Source organism: Streptomyces sp. ATexAB-D23 (assembly GCF_000373645.1).
GTDB classification, from domain to species: Bacteria; Actinomycetota; Actinomycetes; order Streptomycetales; family Streptomycetaceae; genus Streptomyces; species Streptomyces castrisilvae.
The window spans coordinates 95,524-114,355 of sequence record NZ_KB892057.1; the positions used below are offsets into that span (position 1 = coordinate 95,524).

At 70.5% G+C, this 18,832-nt stretch carries 14 protein-coding genes; 8 read left to right on the forward strand and 6 right to left on the reverse strand.

Annotated elements, in window-relative coordinates; translation table 11 throughout:
- Window positions 1–101: 101 nt before the first annotated feature.
- Window positions 102–3,284, reverse strand: a complete 3,183-nt coding sequence (gene ileS / locus B082_RS0130225; protein WP_018555535.1) for an isoleucine--tRNA ligase — start codon at window positions 3,282–3,284, stop codon at window positions 102–104.
- A gap of 566 nt (window positions 3,285–3,850) precedes the next feature.
- Here ileS and B082_RS0130230 point away from each other — a divergent pair.
- From B082_RS0130230 to B082_RS0130250, 5 genes are all read left to right on the forward strand, one after another.
- The gene (locus tag B082_RS0130230) at window positions 3,851–4,570 is read left to right on the forward strand and encodes a TraR/DksA family transcriptional regulator (protein WP_018555536.1); all 720 of its coding nucleotides are present in this window, start codon (window positions 3,851–3,853) and stop codon (window positions 4,568–4,570) included.
- 57 nt (window positions 4,571–4,627) lie between these two features.
- On the forward strand, window positions 4,628–5,305 hold the full coding sequence (lspA, locus tag B082_RS0130235; RefSeq protein ID WP_018555537.1) for a signal peptidase II: 678 nt from the start codon (window positions 4,628–4,630) through the stop codon (window positions 5,303–5,305).
- A 23-nt stretch (window positions 5,306–5,328) separates the two neighbouring features.
- Window positions 5,329–6,270, forward strand: a complete 942-nt coding sequence (locus B082_RS0130240) for an RluA family pseudouridine synthase (protein WP_018555538.1) — start codon at window positions 5,329–5,331, stop codon at window positions 6,268–6,270.
- Window positions 6,267–6,743, forward strand: coding sequence for a GNAT family N-acetyltransferase (locus tag B082_RS0130245; protein WP_018555539.1), 477 nt, complete (start codon window positions 6,267–6,269; stop codon window positions 6,741–6,743). Before B082_RS0130240 ends, B082_RS0130245 begins: the two co-directional genes overlap by 4 nt.
- A 107-nt stretch (window positions 6,744–6,850) precedes the next feature.
- Window positions 6,851–8,437 (forward strand): Na+/H+ antiporter, encoded by a 1,587-nt coding sequence (locus tag B082_RS0130250; RefSeq protein WP_018555540.1) that lies wholly within the window; start codon window positions 6,851–6,853, stop codon window positions 8,435–8,437.
- A 24-nt stretch (window positions 8,438–8,461) separates the two neighbouring features.
- Here B082_RS0130250 and B082_RS0130255 read toward each other — a convergent pair whose 3' ends face one another.
- Window positions 8,462–9,586 carry a mechanosensitive ion channel family protein gene (locus B082_RS0130255; protein WP_026250349.1) on the reverse strand — a complete coding sequence of 375 codons (1,125 nt, stop codon included), beginning with the start codon at window positions 9,584–9,586 and terminating at the stop codon, window positions 8,462–8,464.
- Window positions 9,587–9,623: 37 nt separating this feature from the next.
- Here B082_RS0130255 and B082_RS0130260 point away from each other — a divergent pair, with 37 nt between their 5' ends.
- Window positions 9,624–10,202, forward strand: coding sequence for a dienelactone hydrolase family protein (locus B082_RS0130260; RefSeq protein ID WP_018555542.1), 579 nt, complete (start codon window positions 9,624–9,626; stop codon window positions 10,200–10,202).
- Window positions 10,203–10,260: 58 nt separating this feature from the next.
- Here B082_RS0130260 and B082_RS0130265 read toward each other — a convergent pair whose 3' ends face one another.
- Genes B082_RS0130265 through B082_RS0130275 form a run of 3 tightly spaced genes read right to left on the reverse strand, consistent with a single transcriptional unit; the run spans window position 10,261 to window position 13,260 of the window.
- Window positions 10,261–11,106: a thioredoxin domain-containing protein gene (locus tag B082_RS0130265; RefSeq protein WP_018555543.1), complete on the reverse strand. Its 846-nt coding sequence runs from the start codon at window positions 11,104–11,106 to the stop codon at window positions 10,261–10,263.
- Between the two features lie 48 nt (window positions 11,107–11,154).
- On the reverse strand, window positions 11,155–11,874 hold the full coding sequence (locus B082_RS0130270; RefSeq protein WP_018555544.1) for a hypothetical protein: 720 nt from the start codon (window positions 11,872–11,874) through the stop codon (window positions 11,155–11,157).
- A 60-nt stretch (window positions 11,875–11,934) separates the two neighbouring features.
- Window positions 11,935–13,260 carry a DUF2252 domain-containing protein gene (locus B082_RS0130275; RefSeq protein ID WP_018555545.1) on the reverse strand — a complete coding sequence of 442 codons (1,326 nt, stop codon included), beginning with the start codon at window positions 13,258–13,260 and terminating at the stop codon, window positions 11,935–11,937.
- 192 nt (window positions 13,261–13,452) lie between these two features.
- Here B082_RS0130275 and dnaE point away from each other — a divergent pair, with 192 nt between their 5' ends.
- Complete coding sequence (dnaE, locus tag B082_RS0130280) at window positions 13,453–16,989, forward strand: DNA polymerase III subunit alpha (RefSeq protein ID WP_018555546.1); 3,537 nt, start codon at window positions 13,453–13,455, stop codon at window positions 16,987–16,989.
- Between the two features lie 88 nt (window positions 16,990–17,077).
- On the opposite strand, the gene B082_RS0130285 is transcribed toward dnaE, so the two are convergent.
- Entirely contained in the window at window positions 17,078–17,257 is a 180-nt protein-coding gene (locus B082_RS0130285; RefSeq protein WP_018555547.1) for a hypothetical protein, read from the reverse strand.
- Window positions 17,258–17,479: 222 nt separating this feature from the next.
- Between B082_RS0130285 and B082_RS0130290 the strand changes: the two genes are divergently transcribed.
- Window positions 17,480–18,775 (forward strand): NYN domain-containing protein, encoded by a 1,296-nt coding sequence (locus tag B082_RS0130290; protein ID WP_018555548.1) that lies wholly within the window; start codon window positions 17,480–17,482, stop codon window positions 18,773–18,775.
- Window positions 18,776–18,832 lie beyond the last annotated feature (57 nt).

Sequence of the window (18,832 nt, forward strand, 5' to 3'; positions counted from 1 at the left end):
GGCGTTGCCGGCGTTCGGGGCCCGGTTACGGGAAGGGGCGGGTGGGGAACAGCGAAGGGCCCGGCCGGAAGGTGTCCGGCCGGGCCCCCTCGGGGTGCGGGTTACCGCTCCGTCTTGCGCAGGCGGAACGTCAGGGACAGGGGCTCGTCCTCGAACGGCGTGCCGTACGTGTCGTCCGCGCCGCCCTGTGCGTAGTCCACGGCCAGGACCTCGTCCGCGATCAGCGCCGCGTGCTCGGTCAGCGCCTCCGTCGTCGCGGGGGAGGCGGAGGTCCAGCGGACGGCGATGCGGTCCGCGACGTCCAGGCCGCTGTTCTTGCGGGCCTCCTGGATCAGGCGGATCGCGTCACGGGCCAGGCCCGCCCGGCGCAGCTCCGGGGTGATCTCCAGGTCCAGGGCGACCGTGGCACCGGAGTCGGAGGCGACCGACCAGCCCTCGCGCGGGGTCTCCGTGATGATGACCTCGTCCGGGGCGAGGGTGATCCGCTCGCCGTCGACCTCGATCGTCGCTGTGCCCTCGCGCAGGGCCAGCGACAGCGCCGCCGCGTCCGCGTTCGCCACGGCCTTGGCCACCGCCTGGACGCCCTTGCCGAAGCGCTTGCCCAGCGCCCGGAAGTTCGCCTTGGCCGTGGTGTCGACCAGTGAGCCGCCCACCTCGGACAGCGAGGCCAGCGAGGAGACGTTCAGCTCCTCCGTGATCTGGGCGTGCAGCTCGGGGGAGAGGCGCTCGAAGCCCGAGGCCGCGACCAGGGCGCGGGAGAGCGGCTGGCGGGTCTTGACGCCCGACTCGGCACGCGTGGCCCGGCCCAGCTCCACCAGGCGGCGCACCAGCGCCATCTGTGTCGAGAGCGCGGGGTCGATCACCGACAGGTCCGCCTTTGGCCAGGAGGACAGGTGGACCGACTCCGGGGCGTCCGGGGCGACCGGCACGACCAGGTCCTGCCAGACCCGCTCGGTGATGAACGGGGTCAGCGGGGCCATCAGCCGCGTCACCGTCTCGACGACCTCGTGGAGCGTGCGCAGCGCCGCCTTGTCGCCCTGCCAGAAGCGGCGGCGGGAGCGGCGCACGTACCAGTTGGACAGGTCGTCGACGAACGCGGACAGCAGCTTTCCGGCGCGCTGGGTGTCGTAGCCCTCCAGCGCCTGGGTGACCTGGTCCACCAGCGCGTTCAGCTCGCTGAGGAGCCAGCGGTCCAGGACCGTGCGGTCGGCCGGGGCCGGGTCGGCGGCCGAGGGCGCCCAGTTCGACGTACGGGCGTACAGGGCCTGGAAGGCGACCGTGTTCCAGTACGTGAGGAGGGTCTTGCGGACGACCTCCTGGATCGTGCCGTGGCCGACGCGGCGCGCCGCCCAGGGGGAGCCGCCGGCCGCCATGAACCAGCGGACCGCGTCGGCGCCGTGCTGGTCCATGAGCGGGATCGGCTGGAGGATGTTGCCCAGGTGCTTGGACATCTTCCGGCCGTCCTCGGCGAGGATGTGGCCCAGGCAGACCACGTTCTCGTAGGACGACTTGTCGAAGACCAGTGTGCCGACCGCCATCAGCGTGTAGAACCAGCCGCGCGTCTGGTCGATGGCCTCCGAGATGAACTGCGCCGGGTAGCGGCTCTCGAAGACCTCCTTGTTCTTGTACGGGTAGCCCCACTGCGCGAACGGCATCGAGCCCGAGTCGTACCAGGCGTCGATGACCTCGGGGACGCGGTACGCCTCCAGTTGGCAGCTCTCGTGCGAGCAGGTGAACGTGATCTCGTCGATGAACGGCCGGTGCGGGTCCAGGCCGGAGAGGTCGGTGCCGCTCAGCTCGCTCAGCTCGGCGCGCGAGCCCACGCAGGTGAGGTGGCCGTCCTCGCAGCGCCAGATCGGCAGCGGGGTGCCCCAGTAGCGGTTGCGGGACAGTGCCCAGTCGACGTTGTTGGTCAGCCAGTCGCCGAACCGGCCGTGCTTGACCGAGTCGGGGAACCAGTTGGTCTTCTCGTTCTCCTGGAGCAGCCGCTCCTTGACCGCCGTCGTACGGATGTACCAGGACGGCTGCGCGTAGTACAGCAGCGCGGTGTGGCAGCGCCAGCAGTGCGGGTAGCTGTGCTCGTACGGGACGTGGCGGAAGAGCAGGCCGCGGTCCTTGAGGTCCTCGGTCAGCGCCTCGTCGGCCTTCTTGAAGAAGACCCCGCCGACCAGCGGCACGTCCTCCTCGAAGGTGCCGTCGGGGCGGACCGGGTTCACCACCGGCAGTCCGTACGCCTTGCAGACCTGGAGGTCGTCGGCGCCGAAGGCGGGGGACTGGTGGACCAGACCCGTACCGTCCTCGGTCGTGACGTACTCGGCGTTGACGATGTAGTGCGCCTGGGCCGGGCTGTGCCCGTTGCTTCCCTCGCTCGCGCTCGGGAAGTCGACGAGGGCGAACGGGCGCTCGTAGGTCCAGCGCTCCATCTCGCGGCCCGTGAACGTCTGACCGGTGAGCTCCCAGCCCTCGCCGAGCGCCTTCTCGACCAGCGGCCGGGCGACGACGAGCTTCTCCTCGCCGTTCGTCGCGACGACGTAGGTGACGTCCGGGTGCGCGGCGACGGCGGTGTTGGAGACCAGGGTCCACGGGGTCGTCGTCCAGACCAGGAGCGCCGCCTCGCCGGCCAGCGGGCCCGAGGTGAGGGGGAAGCGCACGAAGACCGAGGGGTCGACGACCGTCTCGTAGCCCTGCGCCAGCTCGTGGTCGGACAGGCCGGTGCCGCAGCGCGGGCACCAGGGGGCGACGCGGTGGTCCTGGACCAGCAGGCCCTTGTTGAAGATCTCCTTCAGCGACCACCAGACGGACTCGACGTACTCGGGGTCCATCGTGCGGTACGCGTCGTCCAGGTCGACCCAGTAGCCCATGCGGGTCGTCAGCTCGGCGAAGGCGTCGGTGTGCCGGGTCACGGACTCGCGGCACTTGGCGTTGAACTCGGCGATGCCGTACGCCTCGATGTCCTTCTTGCCGTTGAAGCCCAGCTCCTTCTCGACCGCGAGCTCGACCGGCAGGCCGTGGCAGTCCCAGCCGGCCTTGCGGCCCACGTGGTAGCCCTGCATGGTCCGGAAGCGGGGGAAGACGTCCTTGAAGACGCGGGCCTCGATGTGGTGGGCACCGGGCATGCCGTTGGCGGTCGGCGGGCCCTCGTAGAACACCCACTCGGGGCGGCCGGCGGACTGGTCGAGGCTCTTGGTGAAGACCTTGCTCTCGCGCCAGAAGTCGAGCACGGCGTGCTCCAGCGCGGGCAGGTCGACCTGGGCGGGTACCTGGCGGTACTGCGGCGATGTCATGTGCGGGCTTCCTCCGGCGGACGTCTTCCACTTCCGTCGGAGGGACGAGAACCGACGCCGGTCCCCGCGGTACCACCCTCCTTGGCCCCGGGCGTGCGCCCCGGGCCCCCTCATTGGGGTGCGATGCCGGTTCTACTGGCTCCGGGGACCGTGGGCGGACCCACCTGTCCCGGGTTTTCTTCCGACGGCTCCGGGTGATCTTCACGACGCGCTCGCCCCCGGGCTTCCACCGTCCCCGGGTCGCTCCTGGCTGCGTACGACGCTACTCGTCCCATCCACGCCTCTCGCTGGCCCCAGTGTACGGGCCCCCGGGGGCGGCGGCCGACCCGTTTACCGAGCGGCCCGCGCGTGACCCGAATGGCCAGACGGGACGTACACGGTCGGGGCGCGCGGCGGAAAGCCGGAATACCCGGCGGGGAGCTGGGCACAACGGATGCAGGCGCGCGGTGATCCGGACACGGGGAGGGGCGATGCGGCGGCGTGCCCCGTTGCCGCGGGGCTGGGGTCGACTTATCGTCCCAGCACGACTCGCGAGCAAGATCACACTGCGTGAAGGGGCCGCGGCCATGGTGGAGAAGAAGGCAGCCGCACGGAAGACGGCGGCGGCCGACAAGGCGCCCGCCAAGAAAGCCGCGGCGAAGAAGGCGCCCGCGAAGAAGGCAGCCGGGAAGTCCACGGGCAAGTCCGCCGGGAAGTCTGCCGGGAAAGCCGCAGCCAAGAAGACCCCGGCCGGGACTCCGGCCGGGGAGGGGTCGAAGACCACGGGGGCGGCGCAGGCCGCCGAGCAGACGGGAGCCCACACGGTGGTAGCCAAGAAGAGCGCGGCCAGCACCCGCACCGCGGACGCGAGCACGGCACCCGTGCCGCCTGCCCGGGTCGCCACGGCGCCGGGGGAGCTGGCCGTACGGCCGGGTGAGGACCCCTGGACGCCGGAAGAGGTCGCGGCCGCGCGCACCGAGCTGACCAGCGAGAGCACCCGGCTGCGCAACGAGCTGGAGGCCTCGGGTCTGGCGCTGGCCGGGCTGATGCGGGACTCCGGCGACGGGGCGGGCGACGACGAGGCCGACACCGGCACCAAGAACATCACCCGCGAGCACGAGATGCAGCTCGCCGCCAACGCCCAGGAGATGCTGGACCAGACCGAGCGGGCGCTGGCCCGGCTGGAGGCCGGTACGTACGGGCTCTGCGAGGTCTGCGGCAACCCGATCGGCAAGGCGCGGATGCAGGCGTTCCCCCGGGCCACCCTCTGTGTCGAGGACAAACAGAAGCAGGAGCGACGAGGCTGATCCGCACTGGTGTGCCGTACCCTCGTTCTCTGTCGGGAACTAGCTTGAGGGACTCACGTGGCAGAGGCGGAGCGCATCATCGGTACGCCGGACATCACCGGGGTTGAGGGAAGCGGAGAGACCGGGCCGGACGGCGCGGCCGCTTCCCCGGACGCCGTCACGCCGGACGGGCAGGACACCGGCGCGACCGCGGCCGACGCCGATGCGGGCGCGGACGCGGAAGCGGCGGTCGACCGGTCGCCGGCCGCTCGCCGGCGCCGGATCATCCTGCTCTTCTGCGTCGCCGTCGTCGCCTATCTGCTCGACCTCGGCAGCAAGATGCTCGTCGTGGCGAAGCTGGAGCACCAGGAGCCGATCGAGCTGCTCGGCGACTGGCTCAAGCTCGACGCCATCCGCAACGCGGGCGCCGCGTTCGGGATCGGCGAGGCCTTCACGATCATCTTCACGATCATCGCGGCGACCGTCATCGTGGTGATCGCGCGGCTCGCGCGCAAGCTGTACAGCCTGCCGTGGGCCGTCGCGCTCGGTCTGCTGCTCGGCGGGGCGCTCGGCAACCTCACCGACCGCATCTTCCGCGCGCCGGGCGTGTTCGAGGGCGCGGTGGTGGACTTCATCGCCCCCGCCCACTTCGCCGTCTTCAACCTCGCCGACTCCGCGATCGTCTGCGGCGGCATCCTGATCGTCCTCCTCTCCTTCAAGGGCCTGGACCCCGACGGCACCGTGCACAAGGACTAGTAAGGGCAAGGCATACTCGACAGGTGAGTACGCAACCCGAGGTCCGCACCCTGCCCGTCCCCGATGGCCTGGAGGGCGAGCGCGTCGACGCCGCCATTTCCCGGATGTTCGGTTTCTCCCGCACCAAGGCCGCCGATCTGGCCGCTGCCGGGAAGGTGCAGGTGGACGGCTCGGTGGTCGGGAAGTCCGAGCGGGTGCACGGCGGTGCCTGGCTCGAAGTGGAGATGCCGCAGGCCCCCGCACCCGTGCAGATCGTCGCCGAGCCCGTCGAGGGCATGGAGATCGTGCACGACGACGACGACATCGTCGTGATCGCGAAGCCGGTCGGCGTCGCCGCGCACCCCAGCCCCGGCTGGACCGGCACCACCGTCATCGGCGGCCTCGCCGCCGCCGGCTACCGGATCTCGACCTCGGGCGCCGCCGAGCGCCAGGGCATCGTCCACCGTCTCGACGTCGGGACCTCCGGGCTGATGGTCGTCGCCAAGTCGGAGCGCGCCTACACCCTGCTGAAGGCCCAGTTCCGCGACCGGGTCGTGGAGAAGAAGTACAACGCGCTGGTCCAGGGCCACCCGGACCCGATGAGCGGCACCATCGACGCGCCCATCGGCCGCCACCCCAACCACGACTACAAGTGGGCGGTCGTCGCGGACGGCAAGGCATCGGTGACGCACTACGACCTGATCGAGGCGTACCGGGCCGCCAGCCTCCTGGACATCAAGCTGGAGACCGGCCGCACCCACCAGATCCGGGTGCACATGTCCGCCCACCGGCACCCCTGCGTCGGTGACCTCACCTACGGCGCCGACCCGACCATGGCCAAGCGCCTCGGCCTGACCCGGCAGTGGCTGCACGCGGTCAAGCTCGGCTTCGAGCACCCCTCGGACGGCCGCTGGGTCGAGTTCACCAGCTCCTACCCCGACGACCTCCAGCAGGCGCTGGACCGTATTGCCGCGGAGAGCGAATGACCCCCAGGCCCCCGTGGTACGTCACCCGTACCGTCACCGACGAGCAGGACCGCGCCGCGTGCTTCCAGCTCCGCAAGGACGTCTTCGTCGGTGAGCAGAACGTGCCCGAGGAGATCGAGTACGACGCCCACGACGCCGACGCGGTGCACGTGATCGCGGTCGCGGCCGACGGCACCGCGCTCGGTACCGGGCGGCTGCTGCACGGCCAGGCCGCCGCGGGCCACACGGGCGGCGACCCGGCGGTCGGCTCGCTGGGCCGGCTCGCGGTGAGCAAGGACGCGCGCGGGCTCGGCGTCGGCGCCGCGCTGGTGCGGGCCATAGAGGACGCGGCCCGGGACAACGGCCTGGCCGCCGTCGACCTGCACGCCCAGACGCACGCGCTGCGCTTCTACGAGCGCCTCGGCTATGTGGCGTACGGCCCCGAGTTCACCGACGCCGGCATTCCGCACCGGGCGATGCGCCGGACGATCTGACGCCCCGCCGCACCCCCTGAACCCGGGGCCGGCCGGGCGCATGGCAGGGTAAAGGGCATCGGCCGAGCGGAGACCGGGCCCGGCCGGAGCGCTTCGGAAGGCACCCCGTGGACCAGATGACCCTGCTCTTCCTGCTGTTGCTCGGAGCTGTGGTCACGGTTCCGCTCGGGGACCGTCTCAAGCTGCCCGCGCCGGTGCTGATGACGCTCCTGGGCGTCCTGATGGCCTTCGCCAGCTTCGTGCCGAAGGTGGACATTCCGCCGGAGATCATCCTCCCCGCGCTGCTGCCCCCGCTGCTCTACGCCTCCGTCCAGCGCACCTCCTGGCGGCAGTTCGCCGCCAACAAGCGGCCCATCTTCCTGCTGGCCGTCGCGCTGGTCTTCCTGACGACGGCGGCCGTCGCCGCGGTGGCCAACGCGATCGTCCCCGGACTGCCCATCGCCGCCGCCGTCGCGCTCGGCGCGCTCGTCGCACCCCCCGACCCGGTCGCCGCCACCGCCGTCGCGGGCTCGGTCGGGCTGCCCCGCAGGCTCGTCTCCATCCTGGAGGGCGAGGGGCTGTTCAACGACGTCACCGCGATCGTGCTGTACCACGTGGCCATCGCGGCGGCGGTCAGCGGCACCTTCTCGCTGCCCGAGGCGTTCGGCCTGCTGGTCCTGTCCGCCGTCGTCGCCGTCGCGGTCGGTGTCGCGCTCGGCTGGATCACCATCAAGCTCATGGGGCTGCTCGGTGACGCCACCCTCCAGGTCGGCCTGACCCTGCTGGTGCCGTTCATCAGCTACGTACTCGCCGAGGAGCTGATGGGCTCCGGCGTGCTCGCCGTCCTGACCACCGCGCTCTTCCTCGCCGAGCACACCGCGGACGCCGACGACGTGCTGGGCCGGCTCACCGGACGCACCTTCTGGGAGATCGTCGACACCCTCGTCACCGGTGTCGCCTTCGGGCTGATCGGGCTCGAACTGCACAACGTGTTCGGTACGGCCGACGGGCGCGAGCTGGAGATGGCCGGCTGGGCGCTCGCCGTCGTCGCGGTCGTCGTCGGCGTACGGCTGCTGTACCTGCTACCGGCGACCTGGCTGGCCAAACGGCTGCACACCCGGCGGGACGTCAGCGAGGAGATCCCCACCAGCTGGCGCGAGACGGTCATCATGTGGTGGGCCGGGATGCGCGGGGTGGCCTCCGTCGCCCTGGCGCTCGCGATCCCGCTGGAGACGGACGACGGCCGGCCCTTCCCAGGCCGCGACGAGATCGTCTTCATCGCCTTCGCCGTGATCATGGTGACCCTGGTCTTCCAGGGCCTGACGCTGCCGTGGCTGGTGCGCCGGCTGGGCGTGCGCGCGGACACGGACGCCGAGGCGGCCCTGGAGAAGGACCTCGCCATACGGGCGGCCAAGGCGGCCAGGCAGCGGCTCAAGGAGATCGAGGAGACCGAGGACTTCCCGGAGGAGGTCACCGAGCGGCTGCACCGGCTCGCCTACGACGTGGGGGCGAGGATCAGCCCCGAGATGGTCGACGACGAGCGGCGCGACGCCTACGCGAAGCGCGCCGAGCGCTTCCAGGCGGTCAGCCGCGTCCAGCGCGAGATGATGTCGGCCGCCCGCCACGCCGTGCTCTCCGCCCGCAGCGAGCCCGGCGCCGACCCCGAGGTCGTGGACCGGGTCCTGCGGCAGCTGGACGTACGCAGCCTGCGCTGACCCCGGCCGCCCGGGGGCGGGCCGTCAGCCGCGTCCCGTGCGCGGGGCCCTGCCCCAGCCCGCCGGATTCTCCGCCCGGCCGTTCGCGGAGGGCCCCGGGATCTCGGGCGGGAGCGCCGCGGGCGACGTCGCGACCCGCGGCAGCGCGTACGGGTGGTGGTCGCGCAGCCAGCCGATCATCTGCTCGCGGACCGCGCAGCGCGCCGTCCAGAGATCGCCCGAGTCCTTCGCCGTGACGACCGCGCGCACCTGGATCGTGGTGGGCGTGGTGTCCGTGACCGCGAGCGACCAGTCCCGGCCGTCCCAGGCGGCGCATTCGCCGAGGATGTCCCGCAGCCGGTCGCGCATCGCCTCGATGGGCGCCGCGTGGTCGAGGTGGAAGAAGACCGCGCCGGTCATCTGCACACCACCGCGCGACCAGTTCTCGAAGGGCTTGCCCGTGAAGTAGGAGACCGGCATGGTGATCCGCCGCTCGTCCCACGTCCGCACGGCGAGGAAGGTCAGCGTGATCTCCTCGATGGTGCCCCACTCCTCGTCCACCACCACGGTGTCCCCGATCCGCACCATGTCGCCGAACGCGATCTGGAGTCCGGCGAAGAGATTGCCGAGCGTGGACTGGGCGGCGACACCGGCGACGATGCCGAGGAGACCGGCCGAGGCCAGCATCGAGGTGCCGACCGTCTGCATCGCGGGGAACGTCAGCAGCATCGCGGCCACCGCGACGGTCGCCACCACCGCGACGACCACGCGCTGGATCAGCGTCACCTGCGTACGCACCCGGCGCACCCGGGCCGGGTCCCGGTTGTGGGCCGCCGCGTAGCGCGCGTACACCGAGTCCACCACCGCGACGGCGATCCGCACCACCAGCCAGGCCGAAGCGCCGATCAGCACCAGCGTCAGCAGCCGGCCGATGCCCACCCGGTGGTCCCGGACCGCGCCGAGCCCGGTGTGGGCGTACGTGCCGCGCAGCAGGGCCGCGCACATGACCAGCTGGAACGGTATCCGGCAGCGCCGCAGCAGGCCCCACAGCGGGGTCTCGTGATGCCGGGCGTCGGCGCGCCTGAGCAGCAGGTCGAGCAGCCAGCCCGCCGCCAGCGTGATCACGATCGAACCGCCGAGGACGATCAGCGGCCGCAGAACGTTCTCCATGCTGTCGCTCTCCATCCCTTCGAACGCAACTGGCACCATGGGCCTCATGAACATCATGCTTTTCCACTCGATGTACGGTCTGCGCCCTGCGGTCCACGCGGCAGCCGACCGGCTGCGCGCCGCCGGGCACGAGGTGCGCGTGCCCGATCTCTTCGAGGGCCACACCTTCGAATCGGTGGAGGAAGCGGAGGCGTTCCGGGAGGAGACCGGCAAGGAGGAGCTGCTGAAGCGGGCCGTGCTGGCCGCCGCGCCCTACTCCGACCAGGGCCTGGTGTACGCCGGCTTCTCGCTCGGCGCCTCGGTCGCGCAGACGCTGGCCCTCGGTGACGCGAAGGCGCGCGGGCTGCTGCTCTTCCACGGCACGTCGGACATCGCCGAGAACGCCTCCGTGGACGAGCTGCCCGTACAGCTGCACGTCGCCGATCCGGACCCGTACGAGACGCACGACTGGCTGAACTCGTGGTACCTGGAGATGCAGCGCACCGGGGCGGACGTCGAGGTCTACCGCTACCCGGGCGCCGGGCACCTGTTCACCGACGCGGAGCTGCCGGACTTCGACCAGGCGGCGGCGGAGCTGGCCTGGAAGGTCGCGATCGGGTTCCTCGCCACGCTGTGACGGGCGATGGGCTCCGCGCGGTGGCCGCGCGGAGCCCATCCGGGAGGTGCGGGGCGGATCAGCCCTTCAGGGCGGCGGTGATCGCCTTGTTGAAGGACTCCACGCTCATCGGCGCGTTGTCGCTGCCCTCCTCGGTGAGCTTCTTGCCGTCCATGACGAGCGAGGGCGTGCCGGTCACCTCGTCCTTGTTGTTGTCGAACGTCTCGGACATCTTCAGGGCCCACGCGTCGAACGTGCCGTCCTTGACGGCGTTCTGGAAGGTCTTGTTGCCCTTGAGGGAGTCCACCGAGTCGGCGACCTTGATCAGGTAGCTGTCGTCCTTGAACTTGTCGTCGGACTCCTCGGGGTGGAAATCGGCGGAGTAGAGCGCGCTCTTGTAGTCCAGGAAGGCGTCCTGGCTCACGTTCAGCGCCGCGCCGAGCGCGCTCAGCGCGTTCTTGGAGCCCTCGCCGCGGTTGCCGATGACGCCGTCGCCGAGGCTGTCGCCGTCGATGAACGACGCACCGATGTACTGGATCTTGTACTTGCCGTCCTCGACGTCCTTGGCGAGGGCCGGGCCGACGGTCTGCTCGAAGGACGCGCAGATCGGGCAGCGGGAGTCCTCGTACAGCTTCAGGGTCTTCTTCGCGCTGTCCTTGCCGATGACGACGGTGGTGCCGTTCTCGCCCGAGGTGTTCTTGGGCGCGGTCACCGACTTCTCGTCCTTGAGGGACTCCCAGTGGGACGGCTTGTTCATCTCCATCACGGCGTAGCTGATGCCGGCGACGACGGCGAGGCCGGCGACGACCGAGACGCCGACGACGAGCTGCCGGCGGGCCTTGTCCTTCTTCGCCTGGCGCTCGCGTTCGGCGCGCAGGCGCTCGCGGGCGGCGGACTTGTTGGCCTGGCTGTTGCGCTTGCTCATGGGGGTGTCTCCGTGGGGTGGGTGGTCTGCGGTACGGGGTCGCGGTGCTCAGGCGGCACAGGCGCCGAGCGGCGGTCCCCTCCGCCCCACGGAGTGCACGAGGAGGCGGGCGTGGACGAGCAGATGCGGCCGGGGCGCGGCGGCGAGCGCCTCGCGGTGTACGGAGCGGCCGGCCGTTGCCACCACGGCCACCGCGGTCAGCAGCGGGCGGAACGCCAGCAGCGCGCACGCCCCCAGCAGCCCCGCGAGCGCCAGCTCCCCGCGGTGCAGCCAGGCGGCGGCGAGCAGCCCGACCGACACATGGGCGGCCAGCAGCAGCCACGGGACCAGCGGGCCGGGGGAGGCGAGCAGCGCGGCGGCGCCCCGGCCGCCCGCGGTCACCGAGGCCAGCGGGGTGCCGACGTCACCGAGGTGCGGGGCACCGGCCCCGACCTCACCGCCGCCGCACAGCACATCGACGCCGACCGAGCGCAGCGGGCCCGCTATCGGGCCGCCCGCCGCCCCGTAACAGAGGTGCTGGCCGGTGGTGAAGAAGGTGTCGGCGGCCAGCTCAAGCGGAACCAGCAGCCCGGCGATCGCCCCGAATCCGCGCTGCCGGCCGGCCAGCGCGTAGGCGGCGGCGAAGACCGCGCCGGCCAGCATGGCGATCGGGACCAGCGGCAGCGGGGCCTGGGAGAGCAGCACATGGGACGCGGCGGAGAGCGTCACGACGAGCGCTGTGAAAAGCGCCGCGCGTGCCGCTCTGAGCTGCGTCCCGGATATGTCCATCGCCCAGGAGTGTCGCATGCGAACCTGTAAACGACTCCTAAAGCCCCTGCGGCTCCGTGCTCACAGCCCCGGGATGCGGCCGTTGCGGAAGAGGTCCACGAAGATCTGGTGGTCCGCCCGCGCCCGCGCCCCGTAGCTGTGGGCGAAGTCCACCAGCAGCTCCCCGAACCCCTCCTCGTCGGCCGCGATGGCCGCGTCGATCGCGCGCTCGGTGGAGAACGGCACCAGCGAGTGGCCGCTCTCGTCGTCCGCCGCCGCGTGCATCGTCGCCGTGGCCCGGCCGAGGTCGGCGACGACCGCCGCGATCTCCTCCGGCTCGTCGATGCCGGACCAGTCCAGGTCGACCGCGTACGGCGAGACCTCGGCGACCAGCTGGCCCGCCCCGTCCAGCTCGGTCCAGCCCAGCCACGGGTCGGCGTGCGCCTGGAGGGCGCGCTGCGAGATCACCGTGCGGTGCCCCTCGTGCTGGAAATAGTCCCGCACGGCCGCGTCCGTGATGTGCCGGGAGACGGCGGGGGTCTGGGCCTGCTTGAGGTAGATCACCACATCGTTCTCCAAGGCGTCGCTGTTGCCCTCCAGCAGGATGTTGTACGAGGGCAGGCCCGCCGACCCGATGCCGATGCCGCGCCGGCCCACGACGTCCTTCACCCGGTAGGAGTCGGGGCGGGCCAGGCTCGACTCCGGCAGCGTCTCCAGATAGCCGTCGAACGCGGCCAGCACCTTGTACCGCGTCGCCGCGTCCAGATCGATGGCGCCGCCGCCGTCCGAGAACCGGCGCTCGAAGTCGCGGATCTCGGTCATCGAGTCGAGCAGCGAGAACCGGGTCAGCGAACGGGCGGTCCGCAGCGCGCCGAGCAGCGGTCCGTCGGCGGTGTCCAGCGTGAACGGCGGCAGCTCGTCGTTCTTCGCGCCCGTCGCCAGGGCGTGGACGCGCTCGCGGTAGGCAGCCGCGTAGATCCGGACGAGCTCGGTGATCTGCTCGTCGCTCAGCGCCTTCGCGTACCCCAGCAGGGCGACCGAGGCGGCGAAGCGCTTGAGGTCCCAGGTGAAGGGGCCCACGTACGCCTCGTCGAAGTCGTTCACGTTGAAGACGAGGCGGCCGTTGGCGTCCATGTAGGTGCCGAAGTTCTCCGCGTGCAGGTCGCCGTGGATCCACACCCGGCCGGTGCGCTCGTCCAGATACGGGCCGCCGCGCCGCTCGCGCTCCAGGTCCTCGTAGAACAGGCAGGCCGTGCCCCGGTAGAACGCGAAGGCCGAGCCCGCCATCCTGCGGAACTTGACCCGGAAGGCGGCCGGATCGGCGGCCAGCAGCTGACCGAAGGCGGTGTCGAGGACCTGGAGGATCTGCTCCCCGCGCCGCTCCGCGCCGGTCTGCGTGTCCGACATCTGTGGGTGCCTCCTGTGTACCTGGTCCGCATGACGACGTACATGACAAAAGGGACGGGTGGTCCCGCCCTTCCAACGCCCGACCGGATCGTGGAGTGCCCGTCGTTCGGCTCCGCGGCGACGTAGACTTCCACGCTGTCCCCCCAGACATCCTCAGCCCCGTCGTCCCCATTTCTCCGGAGGCACAGCGCCGTGACCAAGCCGCCCTTCACGCACCTTCACGTCCACACCCAGTACTCGCTCCTGGACGGTGCCGCGCGGCTCAAGGACATGTTCAACGCGTGCAACGAGATGGGCATGTCCCATATCGCGATGACCGACCACGGCAACCTGCACGGGGCGTACGACTTCTTCCACTCGGCGCAGAAGGCGGACGTGACGCCGATCATCGGCATCGAGGCGTACGTCGCGCCCGAGTCGCGCAAGCACAAGCGGAAGATCCAGTGGGGACAGCCGCACCAGAAGCGCGACGACGTCTCCGGTTCGGGTGGTTACACCCACAAGACGATCTGGGCGGCGAACGCGAAGGGGCTGCACAACCTCTTCAAGCTGTCCTCGGACGCCTACGCCGAGGGCTGGCTCCAGAAGTGGCCACGCATGGACAAGGAGACCATCGCGCAGTGGTCCGAGGGCCTGATCGCGTCCACCGGCTGCCCCTCCGGCGAGGTCCAGACACGGCTGCGGCTCGGCCAGTTCGACGAAGCGGTCCAGGCGGCCTCCGACTACAAGGACATCTTCGGTGAGGGCCGCTACTTCCTGGAGCTGATGGACCACGGCATCGAGATCGAGCGCCGGGTCCGCGACGGGCTCCTGGAGATCGGCAAGAAGCTCGGCATCCCGCCGCTCGTCACGAACGACTCGCACTACACGTACGCCTCCGAGGCGACCGCGCACGACGCCCTGCTGTGCATCCAGACCGGCAAGAACCTCTCCGACCCGGACCGCTTCCGCTTCGACGGCACCGGCTACTACCTCAAGACCACGGACGAGATGTACGGCGTCGACTCCTCCGACGCCTGGCAGGAGGGCTGCGCCAACACCCTCCTGGTCGCCCAGCAGATCGACACCACCGGGATGTTCGAGAAGCGCGACCTGATGCCGAAGTTCGAGATCCCCGAGGGCTACACGGAGATCACCTGGTTCCAGGAGGAGGTCCGGGTCGGGATGAACCGCCGTTTCCCGAACGGCGTCCCCGAGGACCGGCAGAAGCAGGTCGAGTACGAGATGGACATCATCATCCAGATGGGGTTCCCGGGGTACTTCCTGGTCGTCGCCGACTTCATCATGTGGGCCAAGAACAACGGCATCGCCGTCGGCCCCGGCCGAGGCTCCGCGGCCGGTTCGATCGTGTCGTACGCCATGGGCATCACCGACCTCGACCCGATCGAGCACGGACTGATCTTCGAGCGCTTCCTCAACCCCGAGCGCGTCTCCATGCCCGACGTCGACATCGACTTCGACGAGCGCAGGCGCGTCGAGGTCATCCGGTACGTGACGGAGAAGTACGGCGCCGACAAGGTCGCCATGATCGGCACCTACGGCAAGATCAAGGCCAAGAACGCGATCAAGGACTCGGCCCGCGTCCTCGGCTACCCGTACGCCATGGGCGACCGGCTCACCAAGGCCATGCCCGCCGACGTCCTCGGCAAGGGCATCGACCTCAACGGCATCACCGACCCCAAGCACCCGCGCTACAGCGAGGCGGGCGAGATCCGGGGGATGTACGAGAGCGAGCCGGACGTCAAGAAGGTCATCGACACCGCGAAGGGCGTCGAGGGCCTGGTCCGGCAGATGGGCGTGCACGCCGCGGGCGTCATCATGTCCAGCGAACCGATCGTCGACCACGCCCCGGTCTGGGTGCGGCACACCGACGGCGTCACCATCACGCAGTGGGACTACCCGCAGTGCGAGTCGCTCGGCCTGCTGAAGATGGACTTCCTGGGGCTGCGCAACCTGACGATCATGGACGACGCCATCAAGATGGTGAAGTCCAACAAGGGCATCGACCTGGAGATGCTCGCCCTCCCGCTGGACGACCCCAAGACCTACGAACTGCTCTGCCGCGGTGACACGCTCGGCGTGTTCCAGTTCGACGGCGGTCCGATGCGCTCCCTGCTGCGCCAGATGCAGCCCGACAACTTCGAGGACATTTCCGCCGTCTCGGCCCTCTACCGGCCGGGCCCGATGGGCATGAACTCGCACACGAACTACGCCGAGCGCAAGAACGGCCGCCAGGAGATCACCCCGATCCATCCGGAGCTGGAGGAGCCCCTCAAGGAGGTCCTCGGCCTCACCTACGGCCTGATCGTGTACCAGGAGCAGGTGCAGAAGGCCGCCCAGATCGTCGCCGGCTACTCGCTCGGCGAGGCCGACATCCTGCGCCGTGTGATGGGCAAGAAGAAGCCCGAGGAACTGGCGAAGAACTTCGTGCTCTTCGAGGCGGGCGCCAAGGAGAAGGGCTTCTCGGACGCGGCGATCAAGGCGCTGTGGGACGTGCTGGTCCCGTTCGCCGGGTACGCGTTCAACAAGGCGCACTCCTCCGCGTACGGACTGGTCACCTACTGGACCGCCTACCTCAAGGCGAACTACCCCGCCGAGTACATGGCCGCCCTGCTGACCTCGGTCAAGGACGACAAGGACAAGTCCGCGGTCTACCTCAACGAGTGCCGGCGCATGGGCATCAAGGTGCTCCCGCCGAACGTCAACGAGTCGGAGTCCAACTTCGCCGCGCAGGGTGACGACGTCATCCTCTTCGGGCTGACCGCCGTCCGCAACGTCGGCCAGAACGTCGTGGACTCGATCATCCGGTGCCGCAAGACGAAGGGGAAGTACAGCACCTTCCCCGACTTCCTGGACAAGGTCGAGGCGGTCGTCTGCAACAAGCGGACCGTGGAATCGCTGATCAAGGCCGGCGCCTTCGACGAGATGGGCCACACCCGCAAGGGGCTCGTCGCCCACCACGAGCCCATGATCGACAACGTGGTGCAGGTCAAGCGCAAGGAGGCCGAGGGGCAGTTCGACCTCTTCGGCGGCGGCGAGGAGGACAGCGACGAGCCGGGCTTCGGGCTCGACGTGGAGTTCTCCGACATCGAGTGGGAGAAGTCCTACCTGCTGGCCCAGGAGCGCGAGATGCTCGGGCTCTACGTCTCCGACCACCCGCTGTTCGGTCTGGAGCACGTCCTGTCCGACAAGTCGGACGCGTCGATCTCGCAGCTGACCGGCGGTGAGCACGCGGACGGCGCGATCGTGACCGTGGGCGGCATCATCTCCGGCCTCCAGCGCAAGATGACCAAGCAGGGCAACGCCTGGGCCATCGCCACGGTGGAGGACCTGGCCGGTTCCATCGAGTGCATGTTCTTCCCGGCCACCTACCAGCTGGTCTCCACCCAGCTCGTCGAGGACACCGTCGTCTTCGTCAAGGGGCGTCTCGACAAGCGCGAGGACGTGCCGCGTCTGGTCGCGATGGAGATGCAGGTCCCCGACATCTCGAACGCGGGAACCAACGCGCCCGTGGTGCTGACCATCCCCACCGTCAAGATCACCCCGCCCATGGTCAGCCGGCTCGGCGAGGTGCTCAGCAGCCACCGCGGCGACACCGAGGTGCGCATCCGGCTCCAGGGCCCCCGCAAGACCACGGTGCTCCGGCTCGACCGGCACCGGGTGAAGGCCGATCCGGCGCTCTTCGGTGACCTGAAGGTGCTGCTCGGCCCGTCCTGCCTGGCCGGCTGAGCACAGACGTACGAGAGGGGCGGCTCCGCTTGCGCGGGGGCCGCCCCTCTCGGTCCTACCGGCCTGTGGCCGTACCGGAAGAGTCCGGTCAGTTGTGGCCGAAGCGCCGCTGATGCTTGCGCGCAACATCGGCAGGGCTGCCCTGGGACTGCGCCTGCGGCTGGTCCTGCGACTCGTAAGCCGTCGAACGTGCCTCCTGCGCACCGCGCTCCGCCTGCGAAGCGCGGTCGTGCTGGCTGCCCTGCTTGCGGTTCTTGTTCTTGGCCATGGTGTTCCTCCTGTAAGGACTCTCGGGGCCAGGACCACCGTCAGATTCACATAATCGGATAAACATCGCATGTCGGATCATTACCGTGCGTAGTGACGGGGTATGATGCGCGCTTTTCCCGATCCGCCACGCCGATGATCGAGTTCCGGCCGTTAACCCCGGCGTGGTCGGGCAGACTCGAAGGAACTCTTGGAAAACCCGATCCCGAATTCCTGGAAGAGGGTGGAACGCGTGGACCGTTGCGTCGTCCTGGTGGACGCCGGCTATCTGCTGGGCGCAGCCGCGAGTCTGCTGGCAGGAGAGCCCGCCCGGTCCCGCATCACCGTCGACCACGCGGCCCTCATCCAGCAGCTGCGCGAACGGGCCGAGGCCGACACCGAGCAGCCGCTGCTGCGGATCTACTGGTTCGACGGCGCCCCCGACCGCGTACCGCAGCCCGAGCACCGGCGGCTGCGCGTCATGCCGAGGGTCACCGTCCGCCTGGGAGCGCTCACCCGAAGTGACGGCCGCTGGGCGCAGAAGGGTGTCGACGCGGCCATGCACGCCGAACTCACCGAGCTCGCGCGCAACCGGGCGTGCTCCGACGTCGTGCTGGTGACCGGCGACGGCGACCTGCTGCCCGGCCTGATGTCCGCCAAGGAACACGGCGTCGCCGTCCACCTCTGGGCCGTCCAGGCCGCCGACGGCGACTACAACCAGTCCGAGGACCTGGTCGCCGAGGCCGACGAGCGCCGTGTCCTGGACCGGGCCTGGATCACCCAGGCCGTACGGGCCAAGGAGACCGGCGGCGCCTGCGCCCCGACGCCCGTGACGCGGCCCGAGATCGCCGCGATCCTCTCAGCGCCACTGCCGGAATCGGCCCTCGCCGCCTCCGCCGAGCGTGCCTCCCGGGCCGCGCGGGCCGAGGCCGCCCGCACCGAGGAGACGGCCCCGCCGCCCGACGCGGGCCCCGCAGCCCCACCCCCGCACAGCCACGGCACCAAGGGCGTCCCCACCCCGAAGGACCTCGCCGGCACCCTGCGCGGCCCCGTCGGACAGGCCGAGCGGCCCCCCGCCCCGCAGCCGGCGGCGACCCTGCGCTGGTCCTCCGACCGGGGCTGGGTGGAGCGCGGCGGCCCCCTGGGCGAACCCGCCGAGACCGCGTCCCTGCCCACGCTGGCCCAGCTCACCAGCGCCGAACAGCGCTGGGCCGACCGCGAGGAGGACATCACCACGGTCGGCGGCGACCCCTTCGAGGTGGGGCAGGTCTTCGCCCGGCGCTGGATGGAACGGCTGCCGGAGACCACCCACCTCCAGAAGCTCTCCACCCTCTACCCCCGCATCCCGCACCGCATCGACGGCGAACTGCTGCGGTACGCGGCACGCTTCGGGCTCCTCGCCCACAAGGACGACCAGATCGACGAACACGACCGGTACGCGATCCGGGCGGGGTTCTGGCGCGAGATCGACGTACGGGCGGCGGCCGATCACGCCCCGGCGGCGGAGAAGGCGGCGAAATCCGGCCCGGCAGGGGAGTGAGGCGGCGCGACCGGGCCTCGTCGTGAGGTGAATCCGCATTTGTTCCCGCGCGGGGCG